This window comes from Fusibacter sp. QWL-12, from assembly GCF_058683495.1.
The window spans coordinates 1,521,085-1,541,375 of the sequence record NZ_CM178745.1 but is presented as its reverse complement, the minus strand read 5'-3'; the positions used below and the strand labels follow the sequence as shown (position 1 = coordinate 1,541,375).

At 37.5% G+C, this 20,291-nt stretch carries 20 protein-coding genes; 17 read left to right on the top strand and 3 right to left on the bottom strand.

Annotated elements, in window-relative coordinates:
• Positions 1–14: 14 nt before the first annotated feature.
• The 3 genes from AC4PID_RS07755 to AC4PID_RS07745 all read left to right on the top strand — a co-directional run bounded on the left by AC4PID_RS07755 (position 15) and on the right by AC4PID_RS07745 (position 3,998).
• Positions 15–824: an MBL fold metallo-hydrolase gene (locus AC4PID_RS07755; RefSeq protein ID WP_492135003.1), complete on the top strand. Its 810-nt coding sequence runs from the start codon at positions 15–17 to the stop codon at positions 822–824.
• 4 nt (positions 825–828) lie between these two features.
• Positions 829–2,637 carry a serine hydrolase domain-containing protein gene (locus AC4PID_RS07750; protein WP_492135002.1) on the top strand — a complete coding sequence of 603 codons (1,809 nt, stop codon included), beginning with the start codon at positions 829–831 and terminating at the stop codon, positions 2,635–2,637.
• Between the two features lie 107 nt (positions 2,638–2,744).
• Positions 2,745–3,998, top strand: a complete 1,254-nt coding sequence (locus AC4PID_RS07745; RefSeq protein ID WP_492135001.1) for a dipeptidase — start codon at positions 2,745–2,747, stop codon at positions 3,996–3,998.
• On the opposite strand, the gene AC4PID_RS07740 is transcribed toward AC4PID_RS07745, so the two are convergent.
• Positions 3,929–4,471 (bottom strand): DUF1836 domain-containing protein, encoded by a 543-nt coding sequence (locus AC4PID_RS07740; RefSeq protein WP_492135000.1) that lies wholly within the window; start codon positions 4,469–4,471, stop codon positions 3,929–3,931. The genes AC4PID_RS07745 and AC4PID_RS07740 overlap by 70 nt on opposite strands.
• A 138-nt stretch (positions 4,472–4,609) precedes the next feature.
• On the opposite strand from AC4PID_RS07740, the gene trhA reads away from it, so the two are divergent.
• Together trhA and AC4PID_RS07730 are read left to right on the top strand one after the other, a co-directional pair.
• Positions 4,610–5,254, top strand: coding sequence for a PAQR family membrane homeostasis protein TrhA (trhA, locus tag AC4PID_RS07735; protein ID WP_492134999.1), 645 nt, complete (start codon positions 4,610–4,612; stop codon positions 5,252–5,254).
• Between the two features lie 264 nt (positions 5,255–5,518).
• Positions 5,519–6,304, top strand: a complete 786-nt coding sequence (locus AC4PID_RS07730; protein ID WP_492134998.1) for a CHAD domain-containing protein — start codon at positions 5,519–5,521, stop codon at positions 6,302–6,304.
• A gap of 133 nt (positions 6,305–6,437) precedes the next feature.
• Here AC4PID_RS07730 and AC4PID_RS07725 read toward each other — a convergent pair whose 3' ends face one another.
• A complete protein-coding gene (locus AC4PID_RS07725) occupies positions 6,438–6,596 on the bottom strand; it encodes a CDIF630_02480 family spore surface protein (protein WP_492134997.1) in 159 nt (52 codons plus the stop codon).
• Between the two features lie 169 nt (positions 6,597–6,765).
• Between AC4PID_RS07725 and AC4PID_RS07720 the strand changes: the two genes are divergently transcribed.
• The 5 genes from AC4PID_RS07720 (at position 6,766) to AC4PID_RS07700 (ending at position 11,879) form a co-directional block, all read left to right on the top strand.
• A complete protein-coding gene (locus AC4PID_RS07720) occupies positions 6,766–7,248 on the top strand; it encodes a COG2426 family protein (protein ID WP_492134996.1) in 483 nt (160 codons plus the stop codon).
• A gap of 13 nt (positions 7,249–7,261) precedes the next feature.
• Complete coding sequence (locus tag AC4PID_RS07715; RefSeq protein ID WP_492134995.1) at positions 7,262–7,921, top strand: GntR family transcriptional regulator; 660 nt, start codon at positions 7,262–7,264, stop codon at positions 7,919–7,921.
• Positions 7,918–9,615: a LytS/YhcK type 5TM receptor domain-containing protein gene (locus tag AC4PID_RS07710; RefSeq protein WP_492134994.1), complete on the top strand. Its 1,698-nt coding sequence runs from the start codon at positions 7,918–7,920 to the stop codon at positions 9,613–9,615. Before AC4PID_RS07715 ends, AC4PID_RS07710 begins: the two co-directional genes overlap by 4 nt.
• Before the next feature lies 1 nt (position 9,616).
• Positions 9,617–10,351: a LytR/AlgR family response regulator transcription factor gene (locus tag AC4PID_RS07705; RefSeq protein ID WP_492134993.1), complete on the top strand. Its 735-nt coding sequence runs from the start codon at positions 9,617–9,619 to the stop codon at positions 10,349–10,351.
• Between the two features lie 115 nt (positions 10,352–10,466).
• Positions 10,467–11,879, top strand: a complete 1,413-nt coding sequence (locus AC4PID_RS07700; RefSeq protein ID WP_492134992.1) for a carbon starvation CstA family protein — start codon at positions 10,467–10,469, stop codon at positions 11,877–11,879.
• Between the two features lie 135 nt (positions 11,880–12,014).
• On the opposite strand, the gene AC4PID_RS07695 is transcribed toward AC4PID_RS07700, so the two are convergent.
• Complete coding sequence (locus AC4PID_RS07695; RefSeq protein WP_492134991.1) at positions 12,015–12,713, bottom strand: coenzyme F420-0:L-glutamate ligase; 699 nt, start codon at positions 12,711–12,713, stop codon at positions 12,015–12,017.
• 186 nt (positions 12,714–12,899) lie between these two features.
• Here AC4PID_RS07695 and AC4PID_RS07690 point away from each other — a divergent pair, with 186 nt between their 5' ends.
• The 7 genes from AC4PID_RS07690 to AC4PID_RS07660 all read left to right on the top strand — a co-directional run bounded on the left by AC4PID_RS07690 (position 12,900) and on the right by AC4PID_RS07660 (position 20,284).
• Positions 12,900–13,622 (top strand): hypothetical protein, encoded by a 723-nt coding sequence (locus AC4PID_RS07690; RefSeq protein WP_492134990.1) that lies wholly within the window; start codon positions 12,900–12,902, stop codon positions 13,620–13,622.
• A gap of 196 nt (positions 13,623–13,818) precedes the next feature.
• Entirely contained in the window at positions 13,819–15,735 is a 1,917-nt protein-coding gene (locus tag AC4PID_RS07685) for a PAS domain-containing sensor histidine kinase (RefSeq protein WP_492134989.1), read from the top strand.
• Positions 15,719–16,843: an HD domain-containing phosphohydrolase gene (locus tag AC4PID_RS07680; RefSeq protein ID WP_492134988.1), complete on the top strand. Its 1,125-nt coding sequence runs from the start codon at positions 15,719–15,721 to the stop codon at positions 16,841–16,843. The genes AC4PID_RS07685 and AC4PID_RS07680 overlap by 17 nt, the downstream gene beginning before the upstream one ends.
• 7 nt (positions 16,844–16,850) lie before the next feature.
• Positions 16,851–17,561, top strand: coding sequence for a pseudouridine synthase (locus AC4PID_RS07675; protein WP_492134987.1), 711 nt, complete (start codon positions 16,851–16,853; stop codon positions 17,559–17,561).
• A gap of 153 nt (positions 17,562–17,714) precedes the next feature.
• Positions 17,715–18,767, top strand: a complete 1,053-nt coding sequence (locus AC4PID_RS07670) for a metal ABC transporter solute-binding protein, Zn/Mn family (RefSeq protein WP_492134986.1) — start codon at positions 17,715–17,717, stop codon at positions 18,765–18,767.
• Positions 18,764–19,456, top strand: coding sequence for a metal ABC transporter ATP-binding protein (locus AC4PID_RS07665; protein ID WP_492134985.1), 693 nt, complete (start codon positions 18,764–18,766; stop codon positions 19,454–19,456). The genes AC4PID_RS07670 and AC4PID_RS07665 overlap by 4 nt, the downstream gene beginning before the upstream one ends.
• A 9-nt stretch (positions 19,457–19,465) precedes the next feature.
• Positions 19,466–20,284: a metal ABC transporter permease gene (locus AC4PID_RS07660; RefSeq protein ID WP_492134984.1), complete on the top strand. Its 819-nt coding sequence runs from the start codon at positions 19,466–19,468 to the stop codon at positions 20,282–20,284.
• Positions 20,285–20,291: the final 7 nt, after the last annotated feature.

Below are 20,291 nucleotides of genomic sequence, written 5' to 3'. Positions count from 1 at the left end.
TAACCGAGGAAATTATGCCGTTATCATTTTGTTCATTAGCAAGTGGCAGTTCTGGCAACTGTCAATTTATCGAATCACAAACCACTAAACTGCTAGTCGATGCAGGCATGAGTGGTAAATATATAAAAACTTCATTGGAAACGATTAATGTCAGCATCTATGATATTAATGGGATTTTACTTACACACGAACACGCAGATCACATCAGTGGTCTGGGTGTTTTGATGCGTCGTTATAAACTACCTCTTTACGTGACGAGAAAAACATGGGAGGTACTAAGTGATAAAGTCGGTCAAGTGGACGAATCCCTTTTGCACGTATTTGAAACAATTGATGACATCCTTATTGGAGATATTAGAGTAAAGGGAATTAAAATCACTCATGACGCAGTAGATCCGCTTTGTTATACGTTTCATCACGATGGTTGTAAGATTGGAATTGCAACGGATTTAGGTGCAATCAGTGACGAAGTGATAGAACATTTTAAAGACTGTGATTTGTTGATGATTGAATCCAATCATGACATTGAGATGTTAAAGGTTGGACCTTATCCAATGTACCTCAAGAGAAGGATATTAAGCGAGTTTGGTCATTTAAGCAATGAAGATGCAGGACATATTGCTCGAGAGCTCATAGAATTTGGAAGTGTTAAAAATATTCTTTTAGCGCATTTAAGCAAAGAGAACAACTTCCCAGATCTTGCTTACGAAACAGTTAAAGGGATTATTGAAAATGAAGGCTTAATTATAGGTAAAGACATTAATCTTGATTTAACGTATAGAGATAAAGTTGGGAAATTATATAGAATTGTAAAAGAAAGGTAAGTCTATGAAGAAAGTAATCACACTCATACTTTCGTGTTTTCTGTTTTTTTCAATACCAGCGTTTGCAGAAATTGACACAGATGAGTTAAGCCATAAAGTAAATGTTGAGATGATCAATTATAATATTCCAGGTGTAATGGTGACCGTTGTAAAAGAAGGGCAAACCTTCTATGAGTATGCACTTGGAGAATCGAATATACTGTCTAAGACAATGATGGATACTGAGCTTACTGTAGTACAAACGGGCTCAATTTCTAAGGTTTTAACCACTTACGCCTTGCTTAACTTATTAGAGGATAAAGGGATCAATTTTGATGCGGCTATTGTTGACTATCTACCGGATTCACTTAAGAATAATGCAGCGATCAACACGCTTACCTTTAGAAACTTGTTAACACATACCACAGGCATTCCAATGGTAAAAGCGGATTCTGCCTATCCAGAAGATCCTGTGAAAAGTCTACACAATAATTTTTCAGAGCAAGCTAAGATGTTTTTTGATACGCACAAGATTAAAGCCATCGTTCCTCAAGATGACTATACCATATTTTCAAATGTTGGCTACATTCTAGCAGGTGTTTTAATAGAGTCAATTTCAGGCGAGAGATATGAGTATTATGTTGCACAAAATGTTATGGAACCACTAGAAATGACGACATCAAAAAATTTGCTTGAGAAAAAGCCAACCTTAGGAACATCTTTGGTTCAAGGCTACTCAATTTTTGGTGGTCAAAAAACGCCAATGCGTCAATTTATGACCAAATTTTTACCATCAGATGATTTCTTAACAACGACACAAGATATGACGCGATTTTTAAAGTTGATGACTTCAGATGCTTTAAATGATGACATTAGAAATGCGATGCTAACCAGACAAGTTGCTAATAATGCGTTGGTCTTAGGAAGAAGCTTTGGGTTTACAGTTGTTCACTATGGCAAATATGAGGCGTTCATCCATGATGGTGGCGTTCCTGGTTCAAATTCAAGGATGCTGATTATTCCTGATTTAAATTTAGGGCTCTTCATAACATACAATTCAAATGGACTTGCAGCAAGAGAAGCTTTAACCAATGCCGTTTTGAGTGATTTTATAGAAAATGTCGATCAGAAGGATACGTATACTCTCTTTGAAATATCGGATTTAACGAAGTTTGAAGGCGCTTATAGTCCAGTTAATGCTTCAGAAGATACGCTTGAGAAACTCACTAGAATCATTCATCAAATCAGAATCAACAGTGAAGATCAAACGCTAAAAATAGCAGGTGACATTTACCAGCCAATTAGTGAAACCGTATTTTATAGTGAAAACAGTGATAATTATGCTGAATTTAGGACAGATAATGAAGGTCAGTTAGAATATCTTATTATTGGAAATACCATTTATGAGAGAACCTCAATGTTTGAAAGTATCATTTTATCAGTGACTTTGTTAGTACTAATGGGACTATGCAATTTACTTGCCTTATTAACCATTCTATTTAGATGGTCTAATATGAAGGTGAACCGTATCCACGACACGCCTCGAGTGGTGCTTCTGCTTCACAGTTTATCCGTATCAGGTGTCCTTGTTTTCATTATGGTGATTTCAATGACTTATGATATTTGGGACGTTATCTATGGGATTAATGATGCGGTAAATGGTGCAAGATTTTTTGGAATCGCAACGTTATTGCTTACAATTCCATCACTTGTAATGATTAGTAGAGCAAAGCAAGATTTTAGATGGTCGAGACTGTCTATAGGCATCTATCAAATACAATCGGTATTAGGGGTATTTATGGTGCTTTGGATGTTCTTGTATAACTTAATATAAAAATAGGACAAAACTCACAAAAATGTGGATAACCTGTGTATAAGTACGAGGATATCCACATTTTATATACATATGTGCCAATTTTATGCTCAGAAAGAGGTGTTGCAATGAGATCTGTAGTAATCGATACCCACAATGATACATTGATGAAAGCTGTTAACGAAGCGACCTTAGAACCAGAAGTAGACATATCATCTGAAACCAACTTTCACATCGATCTACCTAAGATGAGACTAGGAAATGTGGATATTGCATATTTTGCTGCCTTTTCTGAGGATGGGAGCGATGTAAAGTTAGCGCAGCATAGAATCTGTGCTTCATTTAATGCGCTTTCAGAACTTGAACGTTATGCGCATACGACTTTTGAAATCTATAGAGGTTTGACTAGGTTGGATCAAGCCATCCTTCAAAATAAGAGAGTTGGTGTTCGAACGATAGAAGGTGCATATAGTCTAACAGAAGAAAATTGTTTATTACTACTGAAGCAATATGCTCATATAGGCGTTCAAGCGATCGCGCCGGTATGGAACTATTCAAATGCAATAGGTGAAGGGACATTAGAGGCATATCAGGATGGAACGAAAACGGAGGGCGGACTAACCCAACTCGGCTACGCATTTGTTAAAGAAATGGATCGTTTAGGTATGATGATTGATGTGTCGCATATGAATGAAAAGACGTTTTGGGACGTGGTAAAAAGCTCAAATGAACCGATAATTGCAAGTCATTCAGGTGCGTATTCGGTAAAAAATCACATTCGAAACCTTAAGGATGATCAATTATTTGCCATTAAGCAATCCGGTGGGGTTGTAAATGTGGTTTTTTGCAGATATTTTTTAGGAGATGAAAATAGTAATTTGGAGACGTTACTTGATCATATCGAATACATTTCAAATTTAATCGGCTATGAGCATGTTGGTTTGGGATCGGACTTTGATGGTGCTACGATGCCCATCGATCTTGAAGATATTTCAAAAGTACCTTTGATTCGTATTGGCCTTGAAAAAAGGGGTTTTACAAGCGAAAAGATAGATGCAATAATGGGTAATAATAACCTTAGACTTTTAAAGCATTTTGATCAAAAAATGAACGTCTGTCAACTAGATGAACAACAGCGTTATTCAATGAAGCTGAATCAGACGTCACAGTTTACTCTTAATGTGAATCAATTATTTCAATTTGATCAAAAGGATCTCTGCGTTATCGTCGACGGTCAAATGTTTGAAGCTGTGATAAACGATGAAAATGAAAGTATTCAGATAGAAAAAAAATATGAAAAAGACGATCGCTATCACTTAGTATCGTTGTTTGACTTGGATTCAGATTCTTTAATATTATCAGAAGTGTTAAGATTCAAATAATCTAGCAGCTGCTCAGCCAGCTGCTTTTTTACTGTAATTTCCGCGATTAATGAGGTTAATAATCCCCCCGCATTATCAGGTGTAATTTCGCTACCGATGGCTTTAAGCACTTTCTCTCTTTCAGTGTCCTGAATATTTGAAAAGGTGTCATAATAGTTTTCTTGTGATTTTAACAATTTCAAGTAACTATCTACATCTGGAATAGAAAATATCTGCTTAAGGTGATACACCAAGATCATATCTTCAATCGTGGTCTTATCGTATTTTTTCTTTATAGGTGCATCCAATAGTTGAGATTTCACGTAGTTATTGATCATGGTTTTAGTAAAAACTGTATCGTCTTGGGTGCGTTTAAGCGGTGCTAAAATCCCCTCCAAATAATCTAAAATTTGATCCATATAAAGTGGAATTGAAGGAATTCGATCGTCATGTGGGTTTTCGAAAGTTAGGTGACTCATATTTAGTGTTTTCATATGACCTCCAGAAAAATATAGTTAGATTATATCATTGTATTAAGTTTTTATAAAGACCTATTGCAACATTGCAAATCAAGTGATATTATATAGACACAACATCACGTAGTATTCGTTACTATATCGGAGGATATCAAAATGAGAGAACCTATCAATACAATTACGCACCTAATAGGTGTTTTACTCGGCTTTTTAGCATTGGGCATTATGGTGACCCAAGCGATTTTTAAACATAACCCTTATTACTTGGCAGGTGGTTTAATCTTTGGATTAAGTATTATCCTGTTATATAGTGCTTCAACGATTTATCATTGGTACAACGGAAAAAAAGAAACCATTTTAGTAAAGCTTCGAAAGCTTGATCACTCGATGATTTTCGTTCTAATAGCTGGGACCTATACACCTATATGTTTAACGGTTTTACGAGGAACATTAGGATACGTATTATTGGCTTTAGTATGGTCACTTGCCATTTTTGGAACAATCTCTAAGGTAATCTTCATCAACATGCCAAGATGGTTGTCTGCAGGAATGTACCTGTTTTTAGGATGGCTAAGTATTTTCTTTATCGTACCTATCTTCAGAGCGTTGCCGTTTGCTGGGTTTCTTTGGTTGGTCATCGGTGGCGTATTATATACCGTCGGATCCATTTTCTATGCTAAAAAACCAAAATTTTCAATTTCAGGATTTGGGTTTCATGAAATTTTTCATCTTTTCATCTTAGCAGGAAGCCTAGCGCATTTTATTTTGATTAATCATTACATCTTTGGCTTTAACTCTTAGACAATGCCTTATAACCTGTATGAATATAATAGTAGTCCCATAGTCAAAGAGAATTTACATGACTATGGGATTTTTAATTAGCCTCAATCTCGCTTGTGGTAAAATCTAAAGGCTCGATGCCTGAAGATTTTTATTAGAAGAAAAATCGCATTTTGGCATATTTTGGCATGATAATTGCGTGCAATTTATTTATATACGAAGTATGGAATTGGAAGAGTTAGCATGTTATAATTGTTAAAACTCTTAATAGGTTTGGAGGTCGCTATGGTAGGGGATAAGAGAGTATCTGCCATTATGCAAAAGCATCTAGAAGCCATAGATGAGCAAAAGGACAAGATGATTAAAGCAGGCTTTAATCACATTAGCATACACAATTTTAGGGAGAGTATTAGACAGTTTAGAGCTCTAATTTACTTTTATATGCCCAATATCAGACCCAGTGATTATAGAGTCATTGAAAATATCTCTAAGAAATATTTTAACATGACCTCTTTGATCCGAGAGATTGATGTCTTTGAAAACGGTTATTCCGATAGTATGACGGATGCCACTAAAGAAAAGTTGGCATTGATTAAAGAACCGCTTCTCCAGAATCTTAAGGATGAACTTCAAGAAACCAAGGGCTTCTTATTTCAAAACGTAAAATTACATGTAAAGGCATTCGAAAAAGAACCTGAGAAAGGACCATGTTTAATCTCTAGGCAATGTGAACTGCTATCTTATTTTATCGATAGAGAAGAAGAAGAGTTTGGTGAAGAAAAATACATTCATAATAAGCGGATGATGGCTAAAAAAATACTTTATATTCATGAAATGCTATTGTCTGAATGTAAGGACTTAAAAGAAGTGAATCTTGAACTGGATCACTTTCAAGAAAAGGCAAAACAGGTGCATGACGTATGTGTTAATTTGAGGTTTATAGGTAAATATCGCTTAGACGATGAAGTATTAATTACCAAGCTCGTTAGAGATCATGTTCTTTTTACCGGGCAAGCTGCGGGACAGTATGACGTGACATGTGATGTCATCAAATCATATCTAAAAATTTAAAACCAATATAAATCTTTGGGCATCTAGCCCTCAATTTTAATCAAGCAAGGTTGTCGCTTATTGAAAGCGGATCTACTTAAATAAGAAGGACTATGACAATTGCCATAGTCCTTTTCCATTTTCTATTCATGAATTACTTTTCGTTTTCTTCAACCCATTCTTTCGCATTTTCGACGGCCATCTCAGATGGAAGGTTGACATGTGAGTCGCTTTCGTATTTTTTTGCATCAGCCCAAGCTTCTGTTTGGCTTGCACCTAGCTTAGCTTTTGATTTTTCATTAAGCTCTTTCATAATGACCTCCTTGTAAAGTGTTTGGTAATCATATACCCTAAAAGAATAAAAATAAACGATAATATTTCTCAACTAAACACTTATGTATAAGTTTCATTGAAATTTAGATAACTATAATAAATTGTGTTATACTATGCTTAAATGACATCAAAATCGATAGGAACAATATATGGACTTAATAATAAAACTACTTGGAATTTTATCTGCAGAATTTAAAACAGCTGTAATAGCAGCGATGCCGATCATAGAACTTAGAGGTGCTATTCCCTTTGGCATATCCTTTGGGCTATCTCCGATTCATGCTTTTGTGGTGAGTTTTTTAGGAAGCATGTTGCCAGTTCCAATTCTACTTCTCGGCATCAAACCAGTTTTTAAAATTTTAAGACAGAAGCCACTTTTAAAAAAATGGGTGGATCATCTAAGCATTCGTAGCATCAGTAAAAGCAAAAATATAAAAAAATACGGTTTTCTTGGATTGTTGATCTTTGTAGCGATTCCACTACCAGGTACAGGTGTGTGGAGTGGTACACTTGCTGCAGCACTTTTAGACATCCGGTTTAAAACGGCTTTTCCAGCAATTCTAATTGGTAATTTCATTGCAGGTATGGTAATAATGGCGATAAGCTATGGCATTATAAATGTAATTATTTAAGGGGATATTGATAATGAGTATGACAAAGGTTGACATGGTTGACACCAGTACGAAGAGCGCAAGGTATGAAAGAATTGCCCTTGATATCGCCTATAGCATTCTCAATGAAGAATGGAAAATTGGCGAGTTAATCAAAGGACGATCAACACTATCAGGCAAATACAGCGTTTCACCAGAAACCATAAGAAGAGCACTTAAGTTACTTGAAGAGAAAAGTGTTGTAGAAGTAATTGAGAAACGTGGCATCCTAATAAAATCTCAAAAATCAGCTGAACTCTTTATTAAAGAAAGCCAGTCTAAAGACCGTGTTCTCTCTATGAGAGAAGATATCAGTAAAATGATACAAGAAAAACGTGCAATAGAAGACACGATGATAGAAACTTTAGATACTTTAATTGAACAAGCGCTTATTATGAAGCATGTTGGTATCATTCATCCACTAGAGTTTAAAGTGGCAATAGGCAGCCATTTGATTGGTAAATCTATTGGAGAAGTGAAATTTTGGGAGCATACAGGTGCGACCATCATTGGCATCAACAGAAACGGACAATTATTGCTCTCTCCAGGTCCCAAGTTAGTATTTTTCAGCGGCGATGTCGTCTTGTATGTGGGAAATGCAGCCGAGAACATCGAGAGAGTTGAACGATATGCAAACAAAAGGATCGCTGAATGATGATTTTGGCACTTTCTATAGGTTTTCTTGAACGTCTGGGATTAATCGTAGTTTTTGCCTTGCTCATTTCCAGAGCGGTGTTTTTCAAAAAATATGTAACCGGTGAGACAGACAGTTGGTGGGTGAAAATCCTATATGGCGTCTTCTGGGGATTATTGGGTGTGCTCATGACGCTAATGGGGACACCTATTTCTGGTGGTGTTGCAAACTCAAGAACCATTCCAGTCCTCTTGTCGGGGATTATTGGGGGCCCATTTGTGGGAACGCTTTCAGGTATCATCGCTGGATTACATCGAATGTTAATTTTTGATGGTGGTGATTTAACGGCATTTTCTTGTGGTGTTTCGACCATTGTGGCAGGGATTATCGGAGGTTATTCGAAAAAAAGACTGGATGCAAAGCCGCGTCGTTACTATGATGGCTTCATTATTGGCATCTTGGTTGAAGTCATTCAGATGGGATTGATCCTGCTCTTAGCCTCGCCGTTTGATCAAGCCTTTGCCCTAGTAAAAATCATATTTTTGCCAATGACTTTCCTAAATGCCCTCGGTGTCGGAATGTTCTTATACTTTATCCAACAAATTTACGACGAGAATGAAAATGCTTCAGCAAAAATGGCACATTTGTCGTTACAAATTGCGAATCAGACGGTTCAATATCTAAGAAAAGGGTTGACTGAGTCGTCTGCTAAAGCCGTCTCAGAGATTATATTTAGGTTGACACAGTACGATGCTGTTGCAATCACAGATACTGAGGTAATACTATCTCACCTTGGCGCTGGAGAAGACCATCACAGCCACGGCAGTCCAATATGGACGCAAAAAACCAAAGAGGCATTACAAACTGGAATGATACAGCAGGCACAGAACCTAAAAGAGGTGGGCTGTAATCACGAAAATTGTCATCTGAGCTCTGTAATAGTTGTCCCTTTAAAGGTAAATGAACAGCCAATAGGGACACTTAAGGTCTATAAGACAAAGCCAAATGCTATTAGTAAACCTGATATTGAGCTGGTCAAAGGGCTCGGTACGCTTTTCTCGACACAACTTGAGCTGGGCGCGATTGAAAAACAAAAGGAAATGCGTGCAAAGGCAGAACTGGTTGCACTGAGAGCGCAAATCAAGCCACATTTTCTCTTTAATGCCCTTAATGCAATTATGTCGCTGACGCGAACCGATCCAGACAAGGCTAGAACACTTTTACAAGAGTTAAGTGTCGTCCTTAGAAACGGATTTAAAAACAGTGAACCCTTTATTCCCCTGGAGGACGAGCTTCGCTTTATCGATGCTTATTTGAACATTGAAAAGGCAAGATTTCCAGACAAGCTAAATGTTGAGATGACAGTGGAGGATGCGTTATCACTTAAGCTACCGCCACTTATATTGCAACCGTTGGTCGAGAATGCGGTTAAACATGGGATACAAAAAAAGCAAGGACCGGGACATTTAAAAGTGGAGATTAAGCGTGAAGGAGATGAAGTGTTATTCTCCATAAGTGATGACGGTGTGGGTATGCTCGTAGCAGCGAAAGATGAGAATCCAGATGTGAGTTCAGAGAGCTCTGGAATTGGATTGATGAATGTAAGAGAGAGATTATTGAGTATCTATAGAAGAGAACTGGATATAACAAGTGTTCCAAACGAAGGGACGCAAATAAAATTTTCAATACCCTATCAAAGAGTAGAGGAGAATTAAAGTGATTAGAGCAGTTTTAGTCGATGACGAACCATTGGCGATTCAAGAGCTCGAATACATCTTAAGTAAAATCAGCTATGTTAAAGTGGTGAGCACTTTTACCGACGCGATGGCCGCATTAAAATTTATAAAAATTGAAGAGCCCGATGTGGTTTTTATGGATATCGATATGCCTCAAATGACGGGCATTCAGGTGACTGAGCAACTGAAGAAGGAAGGGTCACTGACTCAGGTCATCTATGCGACCGCATATGATGAATATGCGATAAAAGCATTTGATCAAAGTGCATTAGATTATCTTCTTAAACCATATGATGAAGAACGCATCTATGCTGCAGTTTTAAAACTGAAGCATTTACTAGACCGAACGCCTCAAAGGCCGTCCGTGGTTAACAAATCCACCTTACAGCGCCTACCAATCTGGATCGGTGAAAAAATGTTGCTTATCAATTTTGATGAAATCCTTTACTGCTCGGTTGAGAACAACAAAGCCAAGGTCTATACAGAAAAGACATGTTATGAGACCAACGACTGTCTCGTCAATTTGGAAGACAAATTGCCAGGTGATCGTTTTATGAGAACGCATCGTTCGTATCTCGTCAACCTATCAAAAATCCAGGAAATTTCTCCATACTTTAACAATACTCTGGTACTTAAAATTGAAGGCAGCAAAGAGGAAATTCCCGTAAGTAGAAGCTACTTAAAAGCATTTAAATCTGCAATGAATATTAACTGAGTTTTTTTGCATTTAAAGTATGGATTTTTGCATTTAAATCTAAAAACATCATAAAGGCAACAAAAAGATGATACGATGAGGGCGATTCATTATTAAGGATAAGGAGGCGTCTTATATGGTATCATTTTTGTTGTCAATAGTGGCGTTATTGGCGGGGTATTTTATTTATTCAAAAGTTGTTGAACGAATTTTCGGTATTTCTCCAGAGGTAGAGACTCCTGCTACGGCGAAAGCAGATGGTGTCGATTTTGTTGAGATGGATTGGAAACGCGTTTTCCTCATTCAATTCTTAAACATAGCTGGACTTGGACCGATTTTTGGAGCAATTGCAGGTGCGTTGTGGGGACCAGTTGCATTTCTTTGGATCGTTTTAGGTTCTATCTTTGCAGGTGCAACACATGATTATTTCTCAGGGATGCTATCGGTTAGACACAGTGGAGAAACCATAGGTGAAATCGTAGGTCGTTATCTTGGATTAAGCGCAAAACAGGTGATGAGAGTTTTCTCAGTCGTTCTTTTAGTACTCGTTGGCGTCGTATTTATCTCAGGACCAGCTGGCTTATTACAAACTATGACAGGCATCAATAAATATTATTTCTTAGCACTTATTATTTTATACTATATATTTGCAACCATCTTACCAATTGATAAAATCATCGGAAAAGTATATCCAATCTTTGGTGCTGCACTCATTATCATGGGTGTAGGCATTATGGGTGGTATTTTACTCGGTGGCTATACAATTCCTGAAATTTCTTTCCAGAATTTTCATCCATCACAAAAATCAATCTTCCCATTCTTGTTTATTACGATAGCATGTGGTGCAATCAGTGGCTTCCATGCAACACAGTCACCCATTATGGCAAGATGCTTGAAAAATGAAAAAGAAGGCAGACGCGTTTTCTATGGCGCTATGATTGCAGAAGGTATTATTGCTTTAATTTGGGCTGCAGCAGCGATGAGCTTCTATGGCAGCACTGAAGCACTTGCGGCAGCAGGTCCTGCAGCAGTTGTTGTCAATGACATCTCTACGACATTACTTGGCACATTTGGTGGTATCTTAGCGGTTCTAGGCGTTGTAGCAGCACCGATTACATCTGGTGATACTGCATTTAGAAGTGCGAGACTCGTCATAGCAGATGCAATGAATTTCAAACAAGACAAACTAGTAAGTAGATTTTTAATTGCTGTACCTTTATTTGCGGTGGGGATCGCACTATGCTTTATTGATTTTACGATTATCTGGAGATATTTTGCATGGTCCAATCAAACTTTAGCTACCATCGTTTTATGGACATCTGCGACGTATCTATATAAAAATGCTAAGCCTCACTGGATTGCTTCGCTTCCAGCGACTTTTATGACTGCAGTAGTCACTTCGTATATCATCGTAGCACCAGAAGGTCTTAAAATGTCTGAGAGCATTGGTCTTCCTGTGGGAATCGGAGTTGCAGTAGTCACTTTTGCATACTTCCTAATGAAAGCAGCTTCGGAAGGTAAAGCAAGAGTAGCGGCTGATGAGGCATAATATTCAAAGTTAACCATTGTATCATTCATTTAAATAATAAGACGGCTCACTATCTTTCGATGGTGGGCCGTCTTTATATTTTACATGTAGTAAAATCTTAAGATGTGATTTCCATATTTTTTTTAAGTTAATGGATTAGACTTCTCGAATGATACCGAGTGGTGTTTGTTCATGATCCTGTCCAAGTGGATTATCCTTAAGAATACGCACCATAAGATTCTTGTCGATGTCCTTATGAGAAACGCCGAGGATAGCACCCGCTAAATCATTAATATCCACAACCGCTACTTTAACACCACCTAGTGCATCGCTAATCTCTTTGGCTACTTCATTTGGACGCGCTGGCCCTAATACGACGTATTGATTATAAGGTGGGAGTGTGTTTGGTGTAGGACCGTCAATCGAGGTCGCTTTATATCCTGCGACGTCATAAAAAACACCTTTTTTACCAAAGGGTTTCGTTACAGCACTGGCTGCTGCAGCAAATAGAATTCTAGGGATACCACATTCTATAAGTGCCATCTCCATGGTTTCAGGCATCCCCAAACCGATACCAGCAGGTGTTTTAGTGACGTATTTTGATAGTAGCTTAGCTAAGGGTCTCGGCTTAATTTCCTTTAGTGGAATTGCTCTTCCTTGCGTAATGCCTACAATTTTTTCAGTGACAAACAAGAGGTCGTTTGACTGAACTAATTCTCCCGCGTATTGCTTAATAACAGAGATTAAATCATCTTCTCTCATTACGACGTGCGTCTTAATTGGAATTCTTAAAAATGTCTTACCGTCTATCTTAACCTCAGGCGGCTTTACCCTTCTGGTTGCTTGTTCGCTCATGAAAACCTCCAAATTCAATAGTTACAATTTATTATATCACCTATTGGAAAAGAGACAATGCCAAATGCTAACAACCTTGTTGACTTTGATGAGTTGTTAGTGTATAATTGTGACAACTTACTTTTCGTCTAAAGTTGTCAGTGTAATAAATATTATGTCTTTATATGTGTAGAAAGGAGGACTTCTATGATTTTGAATCAAGGTTATTTAGTAAAAAGAAAAACATCCACACGACAAGTAGAGCCGTATACCATGCGACTGGTTGAAGCAAAAGAAATAGACAGTGTCATGCACCTACAACATCAAGTCTATGAAGGACTTCCTAACAAGCAGGTGCTATATAAAGACACAAAATTTGAAATGCTTGAGGATTTATATAACGGTGCCATAATTATTGGTGTGTATAACTCTGATGATCGATTGATTTCTTATCGATACATTAGTTTTCCGGGGAATTCTAAGAAGAATCTGGGAAATGACATTCACTTGTATGAGAACGAGCTTGATCGAGTTGTACATCTTGAAACCACTTTAGTTGATCCAGAATACAGAGGCAATCGCCTCCAATCTTTAACTTTATCAAAAGCCATAGAACTGATTGAACCGATGGAAATGAAACATTTGCTCTGTACGGTATCGCCTTATAACTTGTTTTCACTTTATAATATTATGTCTGCAGGGCTTAACATTAAAGCACTGAAGAGAAAATATGGAGATGATACTCAAAACGGTATGTGGCGCTTCATTTTGCATAGGGATATATCCAATGACACTGCTTGGAATGATTTAAATGCGAAATCACTTAAAATGGACAGCCTGATGGAACAAAAATTTTTGATTGAAAAAGGTTATGTCGGATATAAATTAAACAAGGATACTCAAATGATACAGTATTCTTTAGCCAATTAAGCCAATTACAATTAATCTTCATGTTCAGATATTCCTCCACTTATTTTAAACTTTCACTAATGTGAAAGTTTTTTTCTTTATTGGGAATAATTCAAGGATTATTAGGTATAAATTCAGCAACATAGTTATTTGATATAATCATGGTTATTCTATAAGTTTAATCAGAGTTGTACATACCACAAGGTAAGGTGATTTTATGAAGTGGATAGATGTAGAAACGCAATATAAAGCACTGTTTGATCGGAGTCATGATGCAATCTTTCTATTGGATCTATCTGGACATCATATTGTGTCCAATCAAAAGGCGGCTGAAATCTTTGGTTATTCAACTGAAGAGTTGATTTCTCTTAGCTATAGAGATCTTTCAGCTGAGTTAGACGAGAGTCAAGCAATGCTGGAAAGGTTGATTAATGGCGAGAATATAGGTATCTATAGACGTAGATTTCGACATAAGGATGGTCATATTATCCCAGTAGAGATAGATATTGAGTTGGTTAAAAGTAGCAAAGGGGTTCCAATCTATTTCCAAAGCATTATCAGAGATGTAAGTGATCGCGTTGCAAACGAAGTGAAGATTGCAGCATATACAGGTTTACAATTATCTTTGTTAGAAACGACCATCGAGTTAATGGGAAACCCAATTGAGCAAAGCGGTAACAGTATCAATCAAATGCTTGAACGCATAGGTGAGTTTTATGAGATAGATCGCGTCTATTACTTTAAATACGATGCCCAGAACCAACTGATGAACAATGCTTTTGAATGGTGTGGCACGGATATTTTACCTCAGATTGATAACCTCAAAAATATACCTTTCTCCGATTTTCCTGAATGGGTTGAAGCACACTTGAAAGGTGAGTGTATTAGATATGATGATGTGTCAGCCATGCCCGGAGGTGCTGAAAAAGAAAGCTTAATCTCCCAAGGGATTAAAAATATAATTACCATACCGGTTATGTTTAAGGAGACTTGCCTTGGGTTTGTAGGCTTTGACTCTGTTAGAAAAATAAAGGTCTGGCGAACAGATGAAATTGACTTGTTGAAGCTACTTGCTACCATTTTAGCCAATTATGAAGTTAGAATTTCACATGAAGCTAGTTTGTTTGAGTCCGTAAGAAAAGAAGAAGCTGCAAATGCATCCAAATCACAATTTTTAGCCAATATGAGCCATGAGCTAAGAACCCCTTTAAATGGTATTATTGGCTCTATCGCACTTTTAAAGCAAATTATTCTGGATGAAAAACCAAAGGGATTTTTAGAAACTATTGAATTTCAATCGAATCTACTTATGGATAAGTTAAATGATCTATTGGATTACGCTCGAATCGAGAAGGATGAAATAGAAATAGATGATATTGTCGATCAACCAAGGTCGGCATTTTCAAAGCTCTTTACAAAGTTTGAACTTGAGGCGGCAGATAAGGAGTTAAGCTTTGAAGTGGTATTTTCTGAGCAGGTACCATCGCTTCTCGTACTTGATTTTAAGAGAGTTGAAAAGGTACTGTCTCATTTGCTCAGCAATGCAGTTAAATTTACAGAAACAGGAGAGATTGGTGTCAGTTTCGATTATTTGAGTTCTGACCATCTTTTATTGATGACGGTTAAGGATTCGGGGGAAGGCATGAGTGAAGCTTTAGTCAATAAAGTCTTCTCACCTTTTGTACAAGGGGAAGCAAGTGCTTCCAGAAGGTTTGAAGGTATGGGATTAGGACTTGCACTTTCTAAATCCTTCGTACAGCAATTAGGAGGAGAAATTCAGATAATGGCCAATGTACCCAAGGGCACTGTAGTCTCTGTAAAAATTCCAGCGGGGTATAAGCAGTCAGAGATTCCTTTTGAAGCCTCCGTGAAGCTTACAAAACCAAATCGATTGAATACAAGTAATTTAGAAGATTCCTTTATGAAATCCTTAGAAAAACTAAAAGAGGCACTGATGCTACATCGACCTATCGACAGCCGACAAATCATCAGAGAGTTAGAAGTAGAAGACCTCGTACCAGATCAAAAGGTAATTATCGATGCAATTGCAAAGCATATAAAACGGTTTGAGTTTAATAAAGCTTTAGAGGTGTTATCCAAATACGAGGAGCGTGTTTATGAAAGCCCTAAATAAATGTAAGATTTTAATTGTAGATGATACGAGAACGAATCTTGAAATATTGGTTGAAATTTTAGGTGAAGCATACGATGTATCGGTTGCTTTGTCAGGATTTGAAGCACTTGAACTCGTCAAACTATGTCCGTTTGATTTGATACTCTTAGATATTATGATGCCGAATATGGACGGCTATGAAGTTCTTGAGAAGATTAAAAAAATTGAGAGCTATGATGCTGTACCAGTTATGTTTATTTCTGCATTATCAGATATCAAGAACAAAACCAAAGGGTTTAATTTGGGTGCGGTGGATTATATCGTTAAACCTTTTAATATTGAAGAGGTTAAATCAAGAGTTAAAACCCATCTGCAGCTTAGAACTGCTCTGATGGCGCTTGAAGATCAGAACGAAATTCTAGAGCACAAGGTTGAAGAACGGACACATGAGGTTAGGATGATACAGCATGCGACAATGATGAGCTTTGCAAGCTTAGCTGAATTTAGAGACTCTGAAACTGGTGCGCATATTAAACGTGTGAAAGAGTATGCTAGAGTGGTTGCGACCGGTCTTAGAAGCCTCGACAAATACAAGCATCTGATAACAGATCGGTATGTTGAGCTTCTTGTCATGTCTTGTCCACTACACGATATCGGAAAAGTGGGTATTCCAGATGCCATTTTACTCAAAAAAGGAAAGTTGACCTTTGAAGAGTTTGAAGAGATGAAAAAGCATACGATCTATGGCAAACAAGCGATAGAAGCAGTTGAAAAAGATGTCGGCTCACTAGGGTTTTTACATTTAGGGAAGGAAATTGCCATTTCACATCATGAGAAATGGGATGGCAGTGGTTATCCCAATGCACTTAGTGGTGATGATATACCACTTTCTGGGCGTATAATTGCTATTGCAGATGTATTTGATGGTTTGGTAAGTCGCCGTGTATATAAACCGCCATTTACACTTGAGGTTGCAATTGGTATTATATTAGAGGGAAAAGGCGCCCATTTCGATCCGGATGTCGTAGAGGTGTTCATGGAACAGCTGGAAGTCATTAGAGATATCGGCTACCATCAAGCAGATTCTGAGGAAGAAAGAGAAGTGCTAGCAAAACCATATTCCCTTTGAGGTGAGCATGAGAATTAATAATTACATCAGTGCATCGGGCTATTGCTCAAGACGAAAAGCAGATGAGCTGATTTTTCAAAAAAAAGTTAAAATTAATGGCAGAGTTGCATCTATCGGGGATCAAGTCAGTGAACAGGATCGTGTGGAAGTGGCTGGGAAACGCATAGGTCAGAAAAAGAAACACGTCTATATCGCTTTTAATAAACCCGAAGGCGTTATCTGTACTACGGAAAGGCATATAAAGAACAACATTATAGACTTTATCGGCTATGAAGAACGAATTTTTCCAATTGGAAGACTGGATAAAGAGAGTGAAGGGTTAATTCTTTTAACCAGTGATGGCAGTATCGTCAACGAAGTTTTAAGAGCTGAAAATGGTCATGAGAAGGAATATAGAGTTACCTTAAATCGTGCATTTGATGCTGATTTTTTAGAGCAAATGCAGTCGGGTGTCGTTATCTATAACCCAGTTAAAAAGAAGCACGAAAAGACATTGCCATGTAAAATTCACAAATCAGATGCGACGACATTTACCATTATTTTATCACAGGGGCTGAATCGACAAATCCGTCGTATGAGTGAAGCTTTAGGCTATGAGGTAGTCAAACTCAAAAGGGTTCGATTTCTCAATATTAAGCTTGGAAATTTAAAGCTCGGACACTATCGCCCATTGTCAGATGAGGAAATTAAAAACTTGTTAAGCAAAAAGAACAAGTGATGGTATTGACAAATTCATAAGAAGTGATAAAATTATCGCAAATGCAAATCAATCGCATTTGCGATTTTTAATTAACTATCATCTCTATTGTTGTAAAATCTGATGGCTTGACGTCTGAAGATGGATATATGAATTTGAAAAATGGAGGGTACAATGATTCAACTTAAACATAAAAATGCGGATCGTAAGCACCGTAAGAAAACGGTATTAATGACTATATTATTAACCTTTATACTGGTTTTATCTGGATGCCAGGCCAATGGTTCGCAAAACGAAACGGATAATAATGGTATAACTGGGGCGGGTGATGCCCTTGAAAATAATAAAGAAGAGGTCACTCAACTGAATGTAGTAACGACATTATTTCCTCAGTATGATTTTACTAAGGAAATTGGTGGTGAAAACGTGGATGTGACACTCATCATCCCGCCAGGTGTGGAGCCACATGCATTTGAACCGACGCCACAGGATGTTTTAAAAATGCTTGATGCGGATGTTCTTATCTATACCAGCGCTGAAATGGAGCCCTGGATAACCAGTGTTCTAGAAACCTTGGATCCGTCTAAAACATTGGTTGTTGATGCAAGTGTAGGCGTTGATATGATTGCATCTGATCATGAAGATGCAGATCATGAAGAAGATGCAGATCATGAAGATGAAAATGATCATGAAGGAACCGATCCGCACTATTGGCTCGATCCAAATAATGCTATAATTATGGTGAGTAACGTAGAAGTAGCACTCTCAAAGAGGTTACCCGAGCAGACAACATTTTTTAATGAGAATGCATCAAAGCTTACGCATGATTTAGAGGCACTTGATCAGGCGATTGTTGAAGCGGTTGAAAGATTTGACTCAAAAACCATATTATCAGGTGGGCACTTTGCCTTGGGTTATTTTGCTCATCGCTATGGTCTTGAAAATGTTTCTCCATATGAAGGTTTTTCACCTGATGCAGAACCAACGCCTCAAAAAATTGCACAGTTAATCGATACTATTTCAAGCACAAAAGCAAAGGCGATCTATTATGAAGAGTTAATTGATCCAAGAGTTGCTAAAGTAATTTCAGACGAGACAGGAGTTGAAATGCTATTACTTCACGCAGCACATAACATTTCTAAAGAAGAGCTTTCAAATGGAACGACTTATTTAGAGATTATGTATGGTAATTTAGAAAGATTGAAAGAAGGGTTAGGATATAAATGAAGCTAATTGAAGTGAGTAACCTAGTTGTAAAATATGGTCATCATGTAGTGCTTGATCACGTATCCTTCGATATAAAACGAGGCGATTATGTGGGACTAGTAGGGGCAAATGGTTCCGGAAAAACAACACTTGTTAAAGCACTTCTTGGACTGATTCCATACGAACAGGGAATTATAAAGTATGAGAAGGACACCATTAAAAAGGGGTATCTACCTCAAATTGCTTTGACGACAGATCGGTTGTTTCCTGCGGAAGTTAGAGAAATAGTCGGTATCGGTCTTTTAAGTGGTAAAAAAAGGCCTAAATTTCTAAACAAAGAGGACTTGGTTTTGATCGATTCTATTTTAGAAAGACTTGACATCCTACCGTTGAAGAATAAAAAAATAGGCGATTTATCTGGGGGTCAGCAACAACGTGTCCTTCTTGCAAGAGCATTGGTTGGTAGACCGGAACTCTTGATTATGGATGAGCCGACAAGCGCACTAGATCCAAGGGTTCGTGAGGATTTTTATAGATTGATACAAGATATAAATGAAAAAGATGGTACGACTATTTTGTTGGTTTCCCATGATCTTGGGAGCATTCAAGAATATGCAAAGAAAATGCTGGTTTTAGACAGAGAAGTTGTGTTTTATGATGCGGTTGATCAATTTACTTCTTCGTTTGGCTCAAAGCATTTTCATTCTTAGGAGGCGACGATGGCAGTTTTTAATATGATTATTCAGTCGCTTCAATATAGTTTTATGCAAAGGGCAATCATTGTGGGCATATTAATTGCAGTCTGTAGCTCTTTACTCGGTATTTTTTTAGTATTAAAGAAATTTTCCATGATTGGCGATGGTCTGGCACACGTTAGCTTTGCTACTGTAGCGATTGCTTTACTGCTCAACCAATCACCGCTATATTTATCTATTCCTATCGTTATCTTAGCATCGATGCTGATACTTAAATTAAATGAAAAAACACAGCTTCATGGGGATGCAGCTATTGGCTTGGTGTCTTCTTTTTCAGTCGCGTTTGGTGTCCTTATAGCGAGTATGTCCAAAGGGTTCAATGTTGATTTATTCAGTTTTTTATTTGGTAGTATCCTTCTAATTAGCAAATCAGATGTGGTTCTATCTGTCATACTTGCAATATTGGTTGTCAGTACAATCGTTTTATTTTATAAGGATTTGTTTGCAATAACACACGATGAATCATTTGCCAGTGTCATGGGCATCAATACCAATCGAATGAATACATTAATCGCTGTATTAACAGCAGTTACGATCGTTTTAGGAATCAGAGTGGTTGGTACGATGTTGATTTCAAGCTTAATTGTTTTTCCAACAGTTACTGCACTACAAGTATCAAGAAGCTTTTTATCGACCATCGTTATTTCCACAGTTATTTCAGTCGCTTCAGTGATCATCGGAGTGATTGGCTCCTTTGTATTAAACTTGCCTTCAGGGGCGAGTATTGTAATGGTGAACGCAATTTTCTTTCTAGTAGCGATGATCATTAAAAAGCTACGTTAGGAGGCAA

Coding starts and splice junctions, on each gene's coding strand:
- AC4PID_RS07720 (WP_492134996.1), top strand. CDS start 6,766: ATGGACTTAATAATAAAACTACTTGGAATTTTATCTGCAGAATTTAAA.
- AC4PID_RS07680 (WP_492134988.1), top strand. CDS start 15,719: ATGAAAGCCCTAAATAAATGTAAGATTTTAATTGTAGATGATACGAGA.
- AC4PID_RS07675 (WP_492134987.1), top strand. CDS start 16,851: ATGAGAATTAATAATTACATCAGTGCATCGGGCTATTGCTCAAGACGA.
- AC4PID_RS07730 (WP_492134998.1), top strand. CDS start 5,519: ATGGTAGGGGATAAGAGAGTATCTGCCATTATGCAAAAGCATCTAGAA.
- AC4PID_RS07745 (WP_492135001.1), top strand. CDS start 2,745: ATGAGATCTGTAGTAATCGATACCCACAATGATACATTGATGAAAGCT.
- AC4PID_RS07670 (WP_492134986.1), top strand. CDS start 17,715: ATGATTCAACTTAAACATAAAAATGCGGATCGTAAGCACCGTAAGAAA.
- AC4PID_RS07755 (WP_492135003.1), top strand. CDS start 15: ATGCCGTTATCATTTTGTTCATTAGCAAGTGGCAGTTCTGGCAACTGT.
- AC4PID_RS07665 (WP_492134985.1), top strand. CDS start 18,764: ATGAAGCTAATTGAAGTGAGTAACCTAGTTGTAAAATATGGTCATCAT.
- AC4PID_RS07725 (WP_492134997.1), bottom strand. CDS start 6,596: ATGAAAGAGCTTAATGAAAAATCAAAAGCTAAGCTAGGTGCAAGCCAA.
- AC4PID_RS07690 (WP_492134990.1), top strand. CDS start 12,900: ATGATTTTGAATCAAGGTTATTTAGTAAAAAGAAAAACATCCACACGA.
- AC4PID_RS07700 (WP_492134992.1), top strand. CDS start 10,467: ATGGTATCATTTTTGTTGTCAATAGTGGCGTTATTGGCGGGGTATTTT.
- AC4PID_RS07685 (WP_492134989.1), top strand. CDS start 13,819: ATGAAGTGGATAGATGTAGAAACGCAATATAAAGCACTGTTTGATCGG.
- AC4PID_RS07710 (WP_492134994.1), top strand. CDS start 7,918: ATGATGATTTTGGCACTTTCTATAGGTTTTCTTGAACGTCTGGGATTA.
- AC4PID_RS07660 (WP_492134984.1), top strand. CDS start 19,466: ATGGCAGTTTTTAATATGATTATTCAGTCGCTTCAATATAGTTTTATG.
- AC4PID_RS07695 (WP_492134991.1), bottom strand. CDS start 12,713: ATGAGCGAACAAGCAACCAGAAGGGTAAAGCCGCCTGAGGTTAAGATA.
- trhA (WP_492134999.1), top strand. CDS start 4,610: ATGAGAGAACCTATCAATACAATTACGCACCTAATAGGTGTTTTACTC.
- AC4PID_RS07750 (WP_492135002.1), top strand. CDS start 829: ATGAAGAAAGTAATCACACTCATACTTTCGTGTTTTCTGTTTTTTTCA.
- AC4PID_RS07715 (WP_492134995.1), top strand. CDS start 7,262: ATGAGTATGACAAAGGTTGACATGGTTGACACCAGTACGAAGAGCGCA.
- AC4PID_RS07740 (WP_492135000.1), bottom strand. CDS start 4,471: ATGAAAACACTAAATATGAGTCACCTAACTTTCGAAAACCCACATGAC.